12 protein-coding genes and 2 rRNA genes are annotated in these 16068 nt (G+C 58.3%); 3 read left to right on the forward strand and 11 right to left on the reverse strand.

From position 1 onward, the window contains the following. Nucleotides 1-342 precede the first annotated feature (342 nt). Together ACL2XM_RS00005 and rrf are read left to right on the forward strand one after the other, a co-directional pair. A 23S ribosomal RNA gene (locus ACL2XM_RS00005) occupies nt 343-3335 on the forward strand. Between the two features lie 124 nt (nt 3336-3459). Further along, a 5S ribosomal RNA gene (gene rrf, locus ACL2XM_RS00010) occupies nt 3460-3575 on the forward strand. A gap of 189 nt (nt 3576-3764) precedes the next feature. On the opposite strand, the gene ACL2XM_RS00015 is transcribed toward rrf, so the two are convergent. From ACL2XM_RS00015 to trxC, 6 genes are all read right to left on the reverse strand, one after another. Then, entirely contained in the window at nt 3765-4244 is a 480-nt protein-coding gene (locus ACL2XM_RS00015; protein ID WP_413732048.1) for a GNAT family N-acetyltransferase, read from the reverse strand. A gap of 166 nt (nt 4245-4410) precedes the next feature. After that, nucleotides 4411-4779, reverse strand: coding sequence for a YfiM family lipoprotein (locus ACL2XM_RS00020; protein WP_410013746.1), 369 nt, complete (start codon nt 4777-4779; stop codon nt 4411-4413). Nucleotides 4780-4937: 158 nt separating this feature from the next. Beyond that, nucleotides 4938-6293 carry a CDP-diacylglycerol--serine O-phosphatidyltransferase gene (gene pssA, locus ACL2XM_RS00025; protein ID WP_410013747.1) on the reverse strand — a complete coding sequence of 452 codons (1356 nt, stop codon included), beginning with the start codon at nt 6291-6293 and terminating at the stop codon, nt 4938-4940. Nucleotides 6294-6429: 136 nt separating this feature from the next. Beyond that, on the reverse strand, nt 6430-9102 hold the full coding sequence (locus tag ACL2XM_RS00030) for a bifunctional acetate--CoA ligase family protein/GNAT family N-acetyltransferase (RefSeq protein ID WP_410013748.1): 2673 nt from the start codon (nt 9100-9102) through the stop codon (nt 6430-6432). A 42-nt stretch (nt 9103-9144) separates the two neighbouring features. Next, nucleotides 9145-9852: a tRNA-uridine aminocarboxypropyltransferase gene (locus ACL2XM_RS00035; protein WP_410013749.1), complete on the reverse strand. Its 708-nt coding sequence runs from the start codon at nt 9850-9852 to the stop codon at nt 9145-9147. Nucleotides 9853-10000: 148 nt separating this feature from the next. Then, nucleotides 10001-10438, reverse strand: coding sequence for a thioredoxin TrxC (gene trxC, locus ACL2XM_RS00040; protein ID WP_410013750.1), 438 nt, complete (start codon nt 10436-10438; stop codon nt 10001-10003). A gap of 222 nt (nt 10439-10660) precedes the next feature. Between trxC and ACL2XM_RS00045 the strand changes: the two genes are divergently transcribed. Then, the gene (locus ACL2XM_RS00045) at nt 10661-11821 is read left to right on the forward strand and encodes a tRNA/rRNA methyltransferase (RefSeq protein WP_413732050.1); all 1161 of its coding nucleotides are present in this window, start codon (nt 10661-10663) and stop codon (nt 11819-11821) included. Between the two features lie 118 nt (nt 11822-11939). Here ACL2XM_RS00045 and mprA read toward each other — a convergent pair whose 3' ends face one another. From mprA to proX, 5 genes are all read right to left on the reverse strand, one after another. After that, a complete protein-coding gene (mprA, locus tag ACL2XM_RS00050) occupies nt 11940-12458 on the reverse strand; it encodes a transcriptional repressor MprA (RefSeq protein WP_413732051.1) in 519 nt (172 codons plus the stop codon). Between the two features lie 94 nt (nt 12459-12552). Continuing rightward, nucleotides 12553-12888, reverse strand: a complete 336-nt coding sequence (ygaH, locus tag ACL2XM_RS00055) for an L-valine transporter subunit YgaH (protein WP_410013753.1) — start codon at nt 12886-12888, stop codon at nt 12553-12555. 3 nt (nt 12889-12891) lie between these two features. After that, the gene (locus tag ACL2XM_RS00060) at nt 12892-13632 is read right to left on the reverse strand and encodes an AzlC family ABC transporter permease (RefSeq protein WP_413723490.1); all 741 of its coding nucleotides are present in this window, start codon (nt 13630-13632) and stop codon (nt 12892-12894) included. A gap of 80 nt (nt 13633-13712) precedes the next feature. Next, nucleotides 13713-14912: an MFS transporter gene (locus ACL2XM_RS00065; protein ID WP_413732052.1), complete on the reverse strand. Its 1200-nt coding sequence runs from the start codon at nt 14910-14912 to the stop codon at nt 13713-13715. Between the two features lie 126 nt (nt 14913-15038). Beyond that, nucleotides 15039-16040 (reverse strand): glycine betaine/L-proline ABC transporter substrate-binding protein ProX, encoded by a 1002-nt coding sequence (gene proX, locus ACL2XM_RS00070; RefSeq protein WP_413729544.1) that lies wholly within the window; start codon nt 16038-16040, stop codon nt 15039-15041. Nucleotides 16041-16068: the final 28 nt, after the last annotated feature.

Here is a 16068-nt window from a genome sequence, read left to right on the forward strand (position 1 = left end):
CCGCTGTCTATTTCAGAGCACACTCTTATGAGTATGCTGCGAAATACATGCTCTTTAACAATCCGGAACAAGCTGAAAATTTGAAAAAAAACATGCTGAGCAAAATCAGTATGCGATTCTCTCAAAGCAAGCAAACCTAATGATTGCCGTGTCGATGGCAATCTCTGTAGCTCAGGCGAGGGTTTACCCTCACCAGGGTGAGACTGTGCGAACAGTGTCAGGGCAAGGCGCACGGCGCGCAGCCAGCGGAGTGGACTCAATGTCCATGAGCATGGCGAGCACCGCGCAACGATGCCCTGGCAGTGTGCAGCCAGTCGCAACACAGACACTTTAGGGTTGTGAGGTTAAGTGAATAAGCGTACACGGTGGATGCCTAGGCAGTCAGAGGCGATGAAGGACGTGCTAATCCGCGAAATGCGCCGGTGAGCTGATATGAAGCGCTATCAGCCGGCGATGTCCGAATGGGGAAACCCAGTGCAATTCGTTGCACTATCATTACGTGAATCCATAGCGTATTGAGGCGAACCGGGGGAACTGAAACATCTCAGTACCCCGAGGAAAAGAAATCAACCGAGATTCCCCTAGTAGCGGCGAGCGAACGGGGAACAGCCCAGAGTCACCATCAGCATTTGCATCAGGAGAACGGTCTGGAAAGTCCGGCAACACAGGGTGATAGCCCCGTATCCGAAGGTGCAAGTGCTGTGAGCTCGATGAGTAGGGCGGGACACGTGATATCCTGTCTGAAGATGGGGGGACCATCCTCCAAGGCTAAATACTCCTGACTGACCGATAGTGAACCAGTACCGTGAGGGAAAGGCGAAAAGAACCCCGGCGAGGGGAGTGAAATAGAACCTGAAACCGTGTACGTACAAGCAGTGGGAGCCTTGATTTATCAGGGTGACTGCGTACCTTTTGTATAATGGGTCAGCGACTTATATTCTGTAGCAAGGTTAACCGTTTAGGGGAGCCGTAGGGAAACCGAGTCTTAACTGGGCGTTAAGTTGCAGGGTATAGACCCGAAACCCGGTGATCTAGCCATGGGCAGGTTGAAGGTTGGGTAACACTAACTGGAGGACCGAACCGACTAATGTTGAAAAATTAGCGGATGACTTGTGGCTGGGGGTGAAAGGCCAATCAAACCGGGAGATAGCTGGTTCTCCCCGAAAGCTATTTAGGTAGCGCCTCGTGAATTCATCTTCGGGGGTAGAGCACTGTTTCGGCTAGGGGTCCACCCCGGATTACCAACCCGATGCAAACTGCGAATACCGAAGAATGTTACCACGGGAGACACACGGCGGGTGCTAACGTCCGTCGTGAAGAGGGAAACAACCCAGACCGCCAGCTAAGGTCCCAAAGTCATGGTTAAGTGGGAAACGATGTGGGAAGGCACAGACAGCCAGGATGTTGGCTTAGAAGCAGCCATCATTTAAAGAAAGCGTAATAGCTCACTGGTCGAGTCGGCCTGCGCGGAAGATGTAACGGGGCTAAACCATGCACCGAAGCTGCGGCAGCGGACATATCACTTAAGACAATTGTACGGAAAACGATTGACGGAGCGCAGCGACGTCAATGCGTTCATCACGTCGAGTTGACTTAAGGATATGTCCGTTGGGTAGGGGAGCGTTCTGTAAGCCTGCGAAGGTGGCCTGTGAGGGCTGCTGGAGGTATCAGAAGTGCGAATGCTGACATAAGTAACGATAAAGCGGGTGAAAAGCCCGCTCGCCGGAAGACCAAGGGTTCCTGTCCAACGTTAATCGGGGCAGGGTGAGTCGACCCCTAAGGCGAGGCCGAAAGGCGTAGTCGATGGGAAACAGGTTAATATTCCTGTACTGGGTGTGACTGCGAAGGGGGGACGGAGAAAGCTAGGTTCGCCGGGCGACGGTTGTCCCGGTTTAAGCGTGAAGGTGGAAAGAGCAGGTAAATCCGCTTTTTCATTCAACACTGAGGCGTGATAACGAGCCACTACGGTGGTGAAGGAATTGATGCTACGCTTCCAGGAAAAGCCTCTAAGCTCCAGGTCACATCGAATCGTACCCCAAACCGACACAGGTGGTCAGGTAGAGAATACCAAGGCGCTTGAGAGAACTCGGGTGAAGGAACTAGGCAAAATGGTGCCGTAACTTCGGGAGAAGGCACGCTGGCATTAGGTGGAGGGACTTGCTCCCCGAGCTGAAGCCAGTCGCAGATACCAGCTGGCTGCAACTGTTTATTAAAAACACAGCACTGTGCAAACACGAAAGTGGACGTATACGGTGTGACGCCTGCCCGGTGCCGGAAGGTTAATTGATGGGGTTATCCGCAAGGAGAAGCTCTTGATCGAAGCCCCGGTAAACGGCGGCCGTAACTATAACGGTCCTAAGGTAGCGAAATTCCTTGTCGGGTAAGTTCCGACCTGCACGAATGGCGTAATGATGGCCAGGCTGTCTCCACCCGAGACTCAGTGAAATTGAACTCGCTGTGAAGATGCAGTGTACCCGCGGCAAGACGGAAAGACCCCGTGAACCTTTACTATAGCTTGACACTGAACATTGAGCCTTGATGTGTAGGATAGGTGGGAGGCTTTGAAGTGTGGACGCCAGTCTGCATGGAGCCAACCTTGAAATACCACCCTTTAATGTTTGATGTTCTAACTCCGGCCCGTAATCCGGGTCGAGGACAGTGTCTGGTGGGTAGTTTGACTGGGGCGGTCTCCTCCTAAAGAGTAACGGAGGAGCACGAAGGTTAGCTAATCACGGTCGGACATCGTGAGGTTAGTGCAAAGGCATAAGCTAGCTTGACTGCGAGAGTGACGGCTCGAGCAGGTGCGAAAGCAGGTCTTAGTGATCCGGTGGTTCTGAATGGAAGGGCCATCGCTCAACGGATAAAAGGTACTCCGGGGATAACAGGCTGATACCGCCCAAGAGTTCATATCGACGGCGGTGTTTGGCACCTCGATGTCGGCTCATCACATCCTGGGGCTGAAGTAGGTCCCAAGGGTATGGCTGTTCGCCATTTAAAGTGGTACGCGAGCTGGGTTTAGAACGTCGTGAGACAGTTCGGTCCCTATCTGCCGTGGGCGTTGGAAGATTGAGAGGGGCTGCTCCTAGTACGAGAGGACCGGAGTGGACGCACCACTGGTGTTCGGGTTGTCATGCCAATGGCATTGCCCGGTAGCTACGTGCGGAAGAGATAACCGCTGAAAGCATCTAAGCGGGAAACTTGCCTCGAGATGAGTCTTCCCTGTGGCTTTAAGCCACCTGAAGGGACGTTAAAGACGATGACGTTGATAGGTCGGGTGTGTAAGCGCAGCGATGCGTTGAGCTAACCGATACTAATGACCCGTGAGGCTTAACCTTACAACACCTAAAGTGTTTGACGCGAAGAGAGCGTCGCCCCCAGGGGCGGCGAGAGAATTTTCAGCGAAGTTCCGGATAAACGGACGTGGCATAGAAGGATATGCGGCGGACGGTAACGAATTTGCCTGGCGGCACTAGCGCGGTGGTCCCACCTGACCCCATGCCGAACTCAGCAGTGAAACGCCGTAGCGCCGATGGTAGTGTGGGGTCTCCCCATGCGAGAGTAGGGAACTGCCAGGCATCCAATTGACGAAGCCCTCTGTGAAAACAGAGGGCTTTTTCATGTGCGTAACCCTGGCGGTTCGCTACTCGAGTAAGAGAGTAGGACCACCGGCAACGCCGGTGGAACGGAGCCGCAGGCGACGGCCCACGGTGATCTGGAAAGCGCTTAGTTTACCGTGGCGAGGTAATTTGAATGTATAATAGACATTAAACTGACTTCTCAAATCGAATATCACCATCCGCTAAGTATTCCTTAGGGTGCCACCCGAGCTGGCGATAAAAACCGCTGGCGCGGCTGTTGCCGTCTGTTACCAGCCATATTTTTTGATGGTGCTTGAAAAGATAGGATTCGGCGTTGGCCAGCAGAACGCGGCCTAGTCCAAGCCCTTCAAATTCAGGGCGTATGAACAGGGCAAATACGCTTGCTTCAGCGGTGCAGGCCATAGAAAAACCAGCAGGAATTTGCCCTATCTCGGCAATCCAGACGCAGGGGGAGGCAAGAATCGCGTCCCTGATGGCAACAGCAGTAATTCCCATTTCCGTAAGCTGAGCGCGTGAGATCTGGTTCTCTCTTACGCTTAAGCGAATAGCAAAAATAGTATCGATATCCGTGATCTTGGCCAACCGGACACGTATTTTATCATGATTTTCGCCAGGTAAATTGTCTGGCGTTTCATGTCGCGACATCAATGCCTCCCTGCGGATTAATCCAAATATGAACTTATTATAATAGAAGTCTTAATTTGCGGTCCGCGCAGACGAAAATTGCTGGGAACAGGTCCAGATGCAACGTCTTGGCCTGTTAGCATACGGCAATATCCTCGGTTATTGAGTATACAGTTATTTTAGTTAATCATTTATTGAGATAATACAGACTATAACCCGCCGAAGCCCCCGCCACATCCCAGGCGAAGTCCTTCCAGCTCCAGCCGCTGCCGGCGGCGCGGCTGTCGAACGTTTCCTTCAGCGCGCCCAGCGAAAGGGCGAAGGCAAACCCGATATTGCGGCTGCGGGCCGGGGAGGCATTTTGGTGTTCCGCCACCGCGCTACCCGCATAGGCCAGTGTGGCGGAAGAGATAAAATGCGCTGTTTTATCGCGCCCTGTCCAGTTGTCCTGCGCCATATGGGCGCAGGCGCTGCAAAAAATCAGCGGAAGAATAATAACCGTGCGACAAGCGAGATGACTGACGTGATGAAATGGCTGCCTGGGGCTTTTTGACATGGTTGCGTTCCGCTGGTTCAAACCGTCGGCCTGGCGGACACTACGGCATCCCTGAACTGACGGCGCCGATTGGGTCCACGGCGGGTCATTGTAAGGCGGCCGCCGGGGACAAACCGCTATGATGCCGGAATGACATTACTGCGTGCCCAAGGGCGAATCTATAAAATACGGCTGATAAGGCGATCGATACGGATACGCCGCAGCCGGCGGATCAGCTTGCGTACTTTGACCGGATAGTCGCCGATACCTTGCAACTCGGTATAGTGCGTGACCACTATGGTATGGGTACGGATAAGTTCGAGTTCATGCTCGCGCTGCGCGCGCAGTTCGCCCTTCGGGTCGTGGATCAACAGCGCGTTTTCCAGATCCAGGCGCCATGCGCGGGGATTAAGGTTATTGCCGGTCAATAACTGCCATTCGTCGTCAACCCACATGCCTTTGAGGTGATAGGTATTATCGCCGTCTTTCCATAACCTGACCACCAGTTGCCCATTGTCCACATAACGCTGCAACCTTCCGAGAAAACGGCGCAGGTTGATTTCATATAAATAGGGCAAGGCGCCGATAATCTTAAACGGCTGATCTTCGGGAATATAAAAATCATTGGCCGTTTTATCGCCGACGATGATTTCCACCTGCCTGTTCTGGCGCAGCAGAGAAATGATATTGCGCACCAGCAGCGCCGGCATATTAAAATAGGGGGTGCACAGGGTCAGTTTACTGTCGGCGCACGACATCAGGTGATGAATGGTTTTATTCAGCGGACTTTGCTTGCCTAATCCCACCAGGGGCGTGATGGTCAGTTCGTCATCGCCGGCCGAGCCGTTGCAGGCATAATCGGCATCGCGCAAAGACTGGCGGAACATGCGCGTATCGTTTTTGATTTCAATACTTTTGGGACGATTTGGATTATCCAGCCGGTTGACCGCGGGCGCCGTCAGCAGGTGTCGCTTAATATAACCCAGCATGCACTCGGCAAGCTGAGGGTTGTGGATCAGTTGATAACGATCGTAGCGGTATTTATCCAACTGATGCAGGTAGACATCGTTCAGGCTGGCGCCGCTGTAAATAACGGTATCGTCGATAATGAAGCCTTTGAGATGCAATACGCCCAGGGCTTCGCGGGTATTGACCGGTACGCCGTACACCGGTACCGACGTGCCGGGATGATCCTGCGCCATGCGGCAATACCAGTCGGCGTTGGTGTTTACCGCCGCCGCGCCTATGCGCCCACGCTGCGCGCGATGCCAGTCGACCAGCACACAGATCTCAAGCTCCGGCCGCAGCTCGCGGGCCTGGTAGAGGGCCGAGAGCACAGCCTCGCCACCTTCATCCTGCTCAAGATACAGCGCCACCAGATAAATACGCTTCTTGGCACCCGCAATGGCGTTAAGCAAGGCGATACGGAAATCTTCAGGACTGTACAGCGTTTGTACGTCAGCAACCGTCTGGGGAATTTTGGGCAGTTGTGCAAGGTGTTGTTGGTGTTTGGTACGTCTAAAGTTTGACAACATCACAGTGCGCTTCTTCTCTTGTCATCGTATGGTGGAATGACCATATGCAAAAACACAAATGTGTGGAATCGGCCATAATAACATTACTTTTCTCCATTGTGGCTATGTTTCGCCGCAGGTTGATGCGCGCTTGATGTTAGACCGGGGGTGGTTGCCGGGTTTCGCCCGCAAGCGACAGCGATAGCGCGACAATGCCGTCTTCCAACTGCAGATCGACGGTAAATCCCAGTTTTTTTGCCAGTGAAATCATGCCGTGGTTGCTGGGCATGGTGATGGCGTTCAAGCGTCTGAGCCCGTGATCGCGGGCGTAGGCAATCATTTTTTGCAGCAGCAGGCGGCCTAAGCCCATTTTTTTGAGATCGGACCTGACCAGTACCGAAAACTCGGCCTCGGTATTGTCCGGGTCGGAAAAAACGCGCGTGACGCCGATAATGGTGTTTCCCGCGTCGTTTTGTCTGATCGCGACAAACGCCATTTCTCGATCGTAGTCGATTTGGGTCATATAAGCCAAATCTTCATGGGTAAATTCTGTGATCTCACTGAAGTAACGATAATAAAGATCTTCCGGCGTGACCGCGCCGATAAACTGCTTTAGCAGCGGTTCGTCTTCGGGCAGGATGGGCCTGAACAGGCATTGCTCGCCGTTTTTCAGCGTGACCACCGATTCCAGCGCCTGCGGATAAGGACGGATCGCCAGGCGCGCCTCGGGGTCGCCCGGGCGTTCGGCCAGTTCAAGGCTGACATCCAGCACCGTCATATCGCCGCCGCAGGCCAGCAGCGGATGGATATCCAGATGGACGATTTCCGGGCAGTCAAGCAGCAGGTTGGAGACCTGCACCAACAGGCGGCTTAACGCGACAATATCCAGCGAATAGAGCGGACTATGGGTGCGGATAGCGCCTTTTTTCAGGCCCTGGCGCACCATATTCTGCGCCAGCGTCATATTAAGCGGCGGCAGGGCTACCGCCGTTTGGTCGGCCTGTCGCCATTCATGCCCGCTTTCACCCAGCAGGATTAGCGGGCCGAACACCGGATCCTGTTCGACCAGGATGCGCAGTTCCTGGGTGCCGGCCCGGCTGGCCATGCTTTGTACCAACATGCCCTCGATGCGCGCCTGAGGAAAGGTTTGCGCCACGCGTTCCGCCATGGCGTTGGCCGCCTGGGCCACTTCCTGCGCATTGCGCAGCGACAGCATCACGCCCTGGACCTCGGATTTATGGGGGATGTCCGGCGAGCGCAGCTTCAGCGCCACAGGGTAACCAATACGGTCGGCAACGGCGACGGCCTCGGCGGTGTCGCCGGCGATCCAGGTGGGCAGGGTGGTTAAGCCATAAGCCTCGATAATGGGGCGCACCTCGTGGGTCGCCAGCCGGGTAATGCCCTGTTCCAACGCCTGGCGGATCAGGGCGTGCGCCTGGGCGGTATCCACCGTCAGGCCGACCGGCAGGGCCGGTGTTTCCATCAATTGCTTTTGATTGCGCCGGTATTCCGCCATATGCATAAAAGCGGTGACCACGCCTTCAGGGGTGCGATAGGTGGGTAGCCCCGCCTCCGTGAACAGGCGTCTGGCCTCCCGGGAGGAAAATTCGCCGCTCCAGTTGGTCAGCAGGGTGACCTGCCGGCCGCGGGGGTGAAGCTTGGCCAGCTCGATAACCTGCTGCGCCGTCTCGCTGCTGGGGGCGGCGGCGCTGGGGGCGTGGATAATCAGCAGCGCGTCGTAGTCGGTGCTGTCAAGCAGCGCCGTCAGGGCGGCGCGATAGCGGGCCGGAGTGGCGTCGTCCGCCAAATCAAGCGGGTTGGCGGCGGGCAGGCCCTCCGGCAATACCGCCTGCAGGGCCTGACGGGTCGCGGTGCTCAACGTCGCCAGCTTGCCATGACGGCTGAGCAGCTCATCCAGCGCCAGGGCGGCCGGGGCAATGCCGTTGCTGACGATCATCAGCCGTTCACCGCGCAACGGGCGCATATGGCTTAGGGTTTCCACCGCTGAAAATAATTCGTGGGTATCTCGCACCCGCAGCAGCCCGGCACGCTGGATTGCGGCGTCGTAGGCGGCATCCCTTCCCTGGGGATAGTTCAACAGGCGCTGCGCCTGCGGGCTGCGCCCGCTTTTGATGACCAGTATAGGCTTGTTGCGCGCGGCGCCCCGGGCGGCCGACAGAAAGCGCCTGGCGTCGCTGAGGTGCTCCAGGTGCAGTAAAATGGCGCTGGTTTTGCCGTCGCGCGCCAGGAAATCAAGCACATCGTCCACATCGATATCGATACTGTCGCCGAGCGCGATAAAATAGGAAAACCCGATTTCGCGCTGCTGCGCCCAGTCCAGCACGGTATTGGATACCGCGGCGGACTGGGAGATAAATGCCAGCTTGCCTTTATGGATGGGCACCGGGGAAAAACTGGCGTTCAATCCTTGCCACGGCGCCAGTACCCCCAGGCTGTTCGGCCCGAGCAGACGCATGCCGTGACGGGCGGCGCAGGCTTTCAGCTCGGTAAACTGGGCCGGTGGCGCGGAGAGGATAATCGCCGTTTTGCAACCCAGCCTGCCGAGGTCGTCGAGCAAACCGGGATTGCGGCTGGCGCGGGTGCACAGGATCGCCAGGTCCGGCGCCAGGGGCAGGCTCGCCACGTCCGGATAGCTTAAAACGCCGCAAACCGCGGGATAGCGCGGCGTTACCGGCAATATCGGGCCGCCGAACCCGCCGTTCAGCAGATTACGCATCATCAGGTTCCCGGCCCGGCCCGGTTTGTCGGACGCCCCCAGCACGGCGATGGATTTTGGTCTTAGCAGCGCTTCCAAACCTCGTTGACTCATCGGTGGTCTCCTATCCAGCCGCATCCGACAAGTGTAAGCGCATTAAGGCCGGGGTGTTGTGATGGCGGAAGATATTTGCGCGGTGTTATGGTGCGATTTACCCAATAGGTAGCGGCTGCGAAACAGCGCAAAATGCGCGCCCAGGCGATCCGCCGCCGCCGCGTCCCCCGTCTGGCGCAGCAGGGTGGCGGCCACCTCGGCGGTGCAGTGGTGGCCTTCGCCGTGCGCTTCCCGCAGACGATAGGCGGAGACGGTAGCCAGGTTAAGGGATAATATCGGAAAATCCGCCAAATAGGGGCTTTTGCGAAACATCTTGCCGGCCTCGGACCAGGTGCCGTCAAGCAGAATAAACAACGGCGGCTTGCCGCAGGCATCGATTTGCGGCACCACGCGCCGGTCCGGGGCGACGTTGTGCGCCGGGAATACCACATAAGGCTGGCGGGCGGGGTCGGCAATAGCCGATAGCAGTGCCGTATCCGGCTCGGTGCGCGACCAGAGAAAAGCCTGGGTATCCGGCAAGATATCGGCGATCAGGCGTCCGGTATTGCTGGGTTTCAGGGGCTCGGAGTCAAACATGATCAGGCAGAAACGGCTGACCGACGTCATGGGGATAATGCGATCGCACAGGCAAACGGGCTGCGGCAGCAGGCAGTGTTCGCAGCGCACGACCCGGCAACCGCGCGCGCGGTACGGCCGGGTGGCGCGATCGAGACGATATTGGCGTAGCGCCAGCACGGCGTTGTTTGTCATGGGAAGCCCGCAAGAAAAGAGAGAGTTTACCGGAGCGGGCGGGGAAAGCGGACAACTATTTACCGACGGAGCTGTCGGGAAACGCAGTGTCGCGGCGCGCCGGGCCACCCGCCGCCACAGCATGTGCGGGTGGCCCGGCGGCGGCCGCTTAAGACGGGCTCGGAATGGACAGGCCTTCGTCCAGCCACTCTTCAAACGGCCCTTTGGGCATAGCGCCGTGCAGCGAATCCACCATTTTACCGTGCCTGAACACCATGATGGTGGGAATGCTGCGGATGCCGAAACGGGTGCTTAACTGGGGCTCCGCTTCGGTATTCACCTTCAGGAAACGTACCGAGCCGCGGCGCTCCGCGGCAACCGCCTCGAAAATCGGCGCGAAGCCGACGCAGGGGCCGCACCAGGGCGCCCAGAAGTCGACCACCACCGGCAGATCGTCTTGCAGCAGCTTATCGAGGGAGTCGGTGGTGGCATGCACCACTTTGCCGTCCAGCAGCGCCTCGCCGCAACGGCCGCATTTCGCGCCGTCGTTGACCTTCTGTTCCGGCAGCCGGTTGGTGGCCAGACAGGATGCACATACTGTATTCATACAATTGCCTCTTATGGGTGGAGGTTAAACCGGCAACAGGGCGGCCGGGCGATGAGATCCACGCTTTATCGAAATGATGTTCTGAAGTATGGTGAAAGAAATGTGAAGGTACAAAATGATTTATCCGATGGCTTCGATAGTTGCTGGCTTTTACCTCTACCCGGTAGCTAAAAAAGACAAGATCAGGTAATCTTCGCGCCCAGCATATGGGTGGAGAGACAAATGAGCGATTCATTAAAGGGTAAAAACGGCAAGGTCCGTGTTATGTACGTGCGCAAAGAAGAAGAAGAGCAGCCTCGTCGTCCTTCTCGTCCACCCCAGCCGGGCCGCGATGCGCCCCGGGGCGATGCCCGCCGCGGCGACGCACCCCGCGGTGATGCCCGCCGTGGTGACGCGCCCCGCGGTGATGCCCGCCGCGGCGACGCGCCCCGCGGTGATGCCCGTCGCGGCGACGCGCCCCGGGGTGACGCCCGTCGTGGTGACGCGCCCCGCGGTGATGCCCGTCGCGGCGACGCGCCCCGCAGGGACAGACCGTCCACCGCGCCGGACTCCCCCTGGAAGACCCTGTACCAAAACGATGAGACCCCCGCGGTGGCCGATCACGGCGGCATCAGCGGTAAAAGCCTGATCGACCCCGAACAGCTGCGGCGCCAGCGGGCGGAAGAAACCCGGGTTTACGGCGAAAATGCCTGCCAGGCCTTATTCAAAAGCCGTCCCGATTCCATCGTGCGCGCCTGGTTCGTGCAATCCGTTACGCCGCGCTTTCGCGACGCCCTGCGCTGGATGGCCGCCAATCGCAAAGCCTACCATGTGGTGGAAGAGGACGAGCTGGCGCTGGCATCCGGCACCGATCATCACGGCGGCGTCTGTTTCCTGATTAAAAAGCGCATCGGCCTGGATGCCGTTACCTATCTTGATAAAGCCCTGGATAAAGATTGCGTGCTGGCGCTTGAGGATGTCTCCAATCCCCATAACCTCGGCGCAATGTTGCGCAGCTGCGCGCATTTTGGCGTGAAAGGCGTCATGACCACCGACAGCGCGGCGCTGGAGTCCGGCGCCGCGGTACGTACCGCCGAAGGTGGCGCGGAGCATATCAGCGCCATACATACCGATGATTTATTCGGCGATTTGGACCGTTTCCGCCAGGCGGGTTATACCATCGTCACCACCTCGAGCCACAAAGGCGCGTCGCTTGGCCGGGTCAATATGCCGGTGAAGATGGTGCTGGTGATAGGCCAGGAGCGGGCAGGGTTGTCCGACGCCATCGTGGAACAGGCGGATCTGGCGATTTCCATCGGCGGTACCGGGCGGGTGGAAAGCCTGAACGTGTCGGTGGCTACCGGCATACTGCTGGCGGAGTGGTGGCGGCAAAACCACGCTTGAGTGTGCGGCGGGTTTGCCGGGCAAAAAGAATAACGCGTAGCGCGCAGGGACAAAAACGCCGCACTCATTGACGCGCAGGGAGGCTCACAGGGAAGTGAGCCATAATCGCGCGCGCAGGTCAGGCTTTTTCGTCTTCGACAATTAATTCGTCCAGTTTGGTCAGCAGCTTGCGCGTGAGCGTTTCAAGCTGCTTCTGCTCGTCGGTATTGAGGGTAGACCAGAGCGTTACCAGGCACTTATGCTGCGGCGGCAAGAGATTATTAAGAAAGTTTTCGCCGGCGTCGGTCAGTTGCAAATGCAGGCAGCGGCGATCGTTCTCACTCTCTTTACGCACAATCCAGCCCCGTTTTTCCAGCTCATCCGCGATGCGGGTGGCGTTGGTGCGCGACGATCCCAGGGCGGAACTGAGTTCAGAGGGCTGGATACTGTGATTTTCCTGGGACTCCAGGGTCAGCAGGGCCATAAACAACGTTTCATTGATGCCCTGGGCTTTCAGCATGCGGTTTCTGTTTTCCAGCAATTTACTCTGCATATGCATGCATAGCCGGGTCAGCAGGATTTCCTGGTAGGGAAACTCGGGACGCTGCTTAGCGCGTTGCGCCAACATTTGCTCAATGGGGGTGAAGGAACTGTCCATGATGATTTATGCCTCATTAGTTTCTATGGATATAATAACTAATGTAATCACTCGAGTAAATATTGTCGTCCTGAAAAGTTTAGAGAGCTATAGATTAGGGCATGACTAATTTATATACCAAGCCAAAGCACAGCGCCCCGGCCAGGGTGGCGATGACGATGCTGCGGGTGCGGTAAAAACAGGCCGCCAATACCGCGAAACCCGCCAGGGTAGGCAGTAGTTTCGCCGGCGCGCGCAGCACCTCCGGCACACTGGAGACCACCAGTAGCGCGCATATGGAGGCCAAACCTATGCCGTCCAAAAGACGTCCGGCCCAGGCGCCGGCGGGGCCGGCTGATTTACGCCCGCCGCCAAAACGCAGGGGCAGGTAACGGAACAGATAATTCGCCGCGCCGACCACCAAACCGATGATAATCACGCTGGTATGCATTTATTATTCCTCCCTGGCGGCGCGCGCCGGGCCCAGCAAGGCCCCCAGGCACCCGCCGCCGATGCCGGCCAGGATCGCCATCGGAATCGACAGCAGCAGCAGCCCGGCCAGCGCGCCGGCCAGCGCCGCGGCCAATACCAGGCTTTGCCGGCGCTGAAATGACGCCAACAGGAAACTGAGGAACAGCGCCGGCAGCATGAAGGACAGCGCGGCCTCAACCGCCGGATAGTCGTTCAGCGGGCCGTTGCCCGACAGCGCGCCGACGGCGGTGCCGACGACCCAGGATAGCCACGAACAGACCGCGACGCTTATCATCCAGCGTTCCGACCAGCGGCGGTTATCCTTAATCAGTTTGGCGATGGCCGCGGCAAACACCTCATCGGTCAGGCCGAAGGCCCATAGCGCCGTGGCGCGCCGCGACAGGGCGCCGGGAATACGGTGACGCAGCGCCGGGCCGTACAGCAGATGGCGCACATCCATGGCCATGACGGTCAACGCCGCGACCCACAGCGATATCCCGGCGCTGAGCAGGGTGGTTATCACGAACTGGCTGGCGCCGGCATAGATAACGCAGGAAATGAAGAGGCTTTCGAGCGGCGTAAAGCCCAGCTTAACCGCGTTCAGGCCAAAAGCGAACGCCACCGGCAGGTAGCCGATGACGATGGGCAGGCTGTCCTTGATGCCCTCGCGAAAGGTGGCCGGCGTCCCTGGGGCCGCCGGTAGGTGATCCTGGCTTGCATCCATGTGCGTATCTCCCATGGCGACACTTCCGGCGACTATCGCCCGCCGGAACGCCGCGACAGTCATCCCGCCGTGCGACGCCCTCAGGCGGCCGCTACGCCGCTATCCTCATGATGCTGGCCACGCCACCATAACAGCAGGTTGAGCACGCCCAGCGCCCCGCCGGCGGCGCATACGCCGGTCCAGCCGGCCATCTGGTAGGCCGAGGCGGAAATCAGCGAGCCCAGGGCGCCGCCGATAAAATAGCTGGTCATATAGCCGGAGGTGAGACGGTTACGCGCTTGCGGCATGCGGCGGTAAATGACGCTCTGGTTGGTGATATGCACGCCCTGCACCGCCAGATCCAGCACGACGATGCCGGCGATAAGCGCCATCACCTGATGCTGGCCGTACCAGATAAAGGCCCAGGAGACCAGGAGCAGCAGCAGGCCATAGCGGGTGGTGATTTTTGCCTTGCCCCGGTCGGCCAGATGCCCGGCCCTGGATGCGGCCAGGGCGCCGGCGGCGCCCGCCAGGCCGAACAGGCCGATTTTAGCCTCGGAGTAAAAAAACGGCGGCGCGGCCAGCAGGAACGCCATGGAAGTCCACAGGTTGCTGAAGCTGGCAAAGGTCACGCAGCCTATCAGCGCGCGGGTGCGCAGTACCGGCGTGGTGACATACATGCGCAGGATGGAGGCCAGCAGCTGCGGGTAATTCAGATCGGAATACTGTTTATAACGCGGCAGGGCGAACCACAGTATCAGCGCCATGACCGCCATCAGCGCGCTGGCGAACCAGTACACGGTGCGCCAGCCACCGAAGCTTGCCAGAGCGCCGGCGACGGTACGCGCCAGCAGGATACCCAGCAGCAGACCGGTCATGATCATACCGACCACTTTGCCCCGCTTCGCAGGATCGGCAAGCGTCGCCGCCAGCGGCACCAGGATCTGCGCCACTACCGAGAATAGACCGGTCAGCGCCGTGCCGGCTATCATCAGCCACAGGCTGCCGGCCGAGGCGGTGACCAGCATACCGGCGGCGGCCAGCAGCGTCATGACCACTATCATGCCGCGCCGTTCGAACTTATCCCCCAGCGGCACGATAAACATCAGGCCGCAGGCATAACCCAGCTGGGCGGCGGTGACGATAAACCCGGCCTGGTTCACCGACAGGTGATACGACTGGGCAATGGTGTCCAGCAGGGGTTGCGCGTAATAATTACTCGCGACCGACAATCCGGTGGCGATAGCCATGATAATAATCAGCGCCGGACTTAAACTTGGGTGATCTGTTTTTGTTTTCATTGGTGAGTCTGTTTACCAATCGGGGGGCTATTATTCCCCATAAGCGCCAAAAAAACGAGGGGCGAATGCCCCCCGTCGGTTAACGTGACCTGTTTTCGCGCCATAAACGGGCGCGAAGACGCCGTATCATTTAGCGGCGGCGGCCGTGGCGGCGCTTATCCAGCCGTCGAATAGCGCCTGGTGCGCGGCAATCCAGCCGTTGGCGTGGCGTTCGATATCCGCCTCCGAGGCCTGGCCCTCATGCATACGCAGGTTCTGCGCGTTCACATCGCTAATGGGCAGACGCATGATGGCGAACAGTTTCGCCGCCGCGGGATTGGCCTTGGCCCACTCTTTATTGGCGACGATACGCATGGTGTTTACCGGGAAGCCATAGTCGGCGCCGTTGGGCAGTTTGGTACTGATGTCCTTCTGCTTGCCGGGCAGGGAAGAGAACGGCACCTGCAGCCATACCACGTCCCGGCCCGGAACCAGCACGTCGCTGACCCAATAGGGCGTCCAGGTATAATACAGGATCGGCTTGCCTTCCTTGAAGCGCGCCATGGTGTCGGCAATGATGGCCGCGTAGTTGCCCTGGTTGTGCTCCACGGTATCGGCCAGGCCGTAGGCCTGGATCTGGTGGTTGATCACCGCCTCGCAGCCCCAGCCTGGGGTGCAGCCGGTCAAATCGGCCTTGCCGTCGCCGTTGGCGTCGAACAGTTTAGCCAGCTTGGGATCCTTAAGCTGATCGATGGTTTTGATATGGTATTGATCGGCGGTCTTTTTGTCGATCAGGTAGCCCTGGGCCGCGCCCTCGACATAGTTGCCCTGGCGATAGAACCTGGCGTCGCCGCCGGCCGCCTGATACTGGTCCGCGTGCAGGGGATCCCAGTTAACCGCCATAAAGGTAGCGTCGCCGGAGGCGATGGAAGTATAGGCGACGTTATAATCCACCTCACGGCTCGATTTGACATCGTAGCCCAGCTTTTCCAGCGCTTTGTTGACCAGCAGCGTTTGGAACGTCTCTTCGGATATCGTGCTTTGCAGGGGCTGCACCTGCACGCCCTTGCCCGGCAGATCGGCGGCAAAAGAGAGTGGCGCGGCAAGCGCCGCGGTGAGCGCTAGCGCCCAGATTCCGGTGTGATGCATGGAATATCCTTCTCGTTGATTTTCATCA

Origin of the sequence: Sodalis sp. RH20, assembly GCF_047324205.1 — a bacterium.
Lineage (GTDB): Bacteria > Pseudomonadota > Gammaproteobacteria > Enterobacterales > Enterobacteriaceae > Acerihabitans.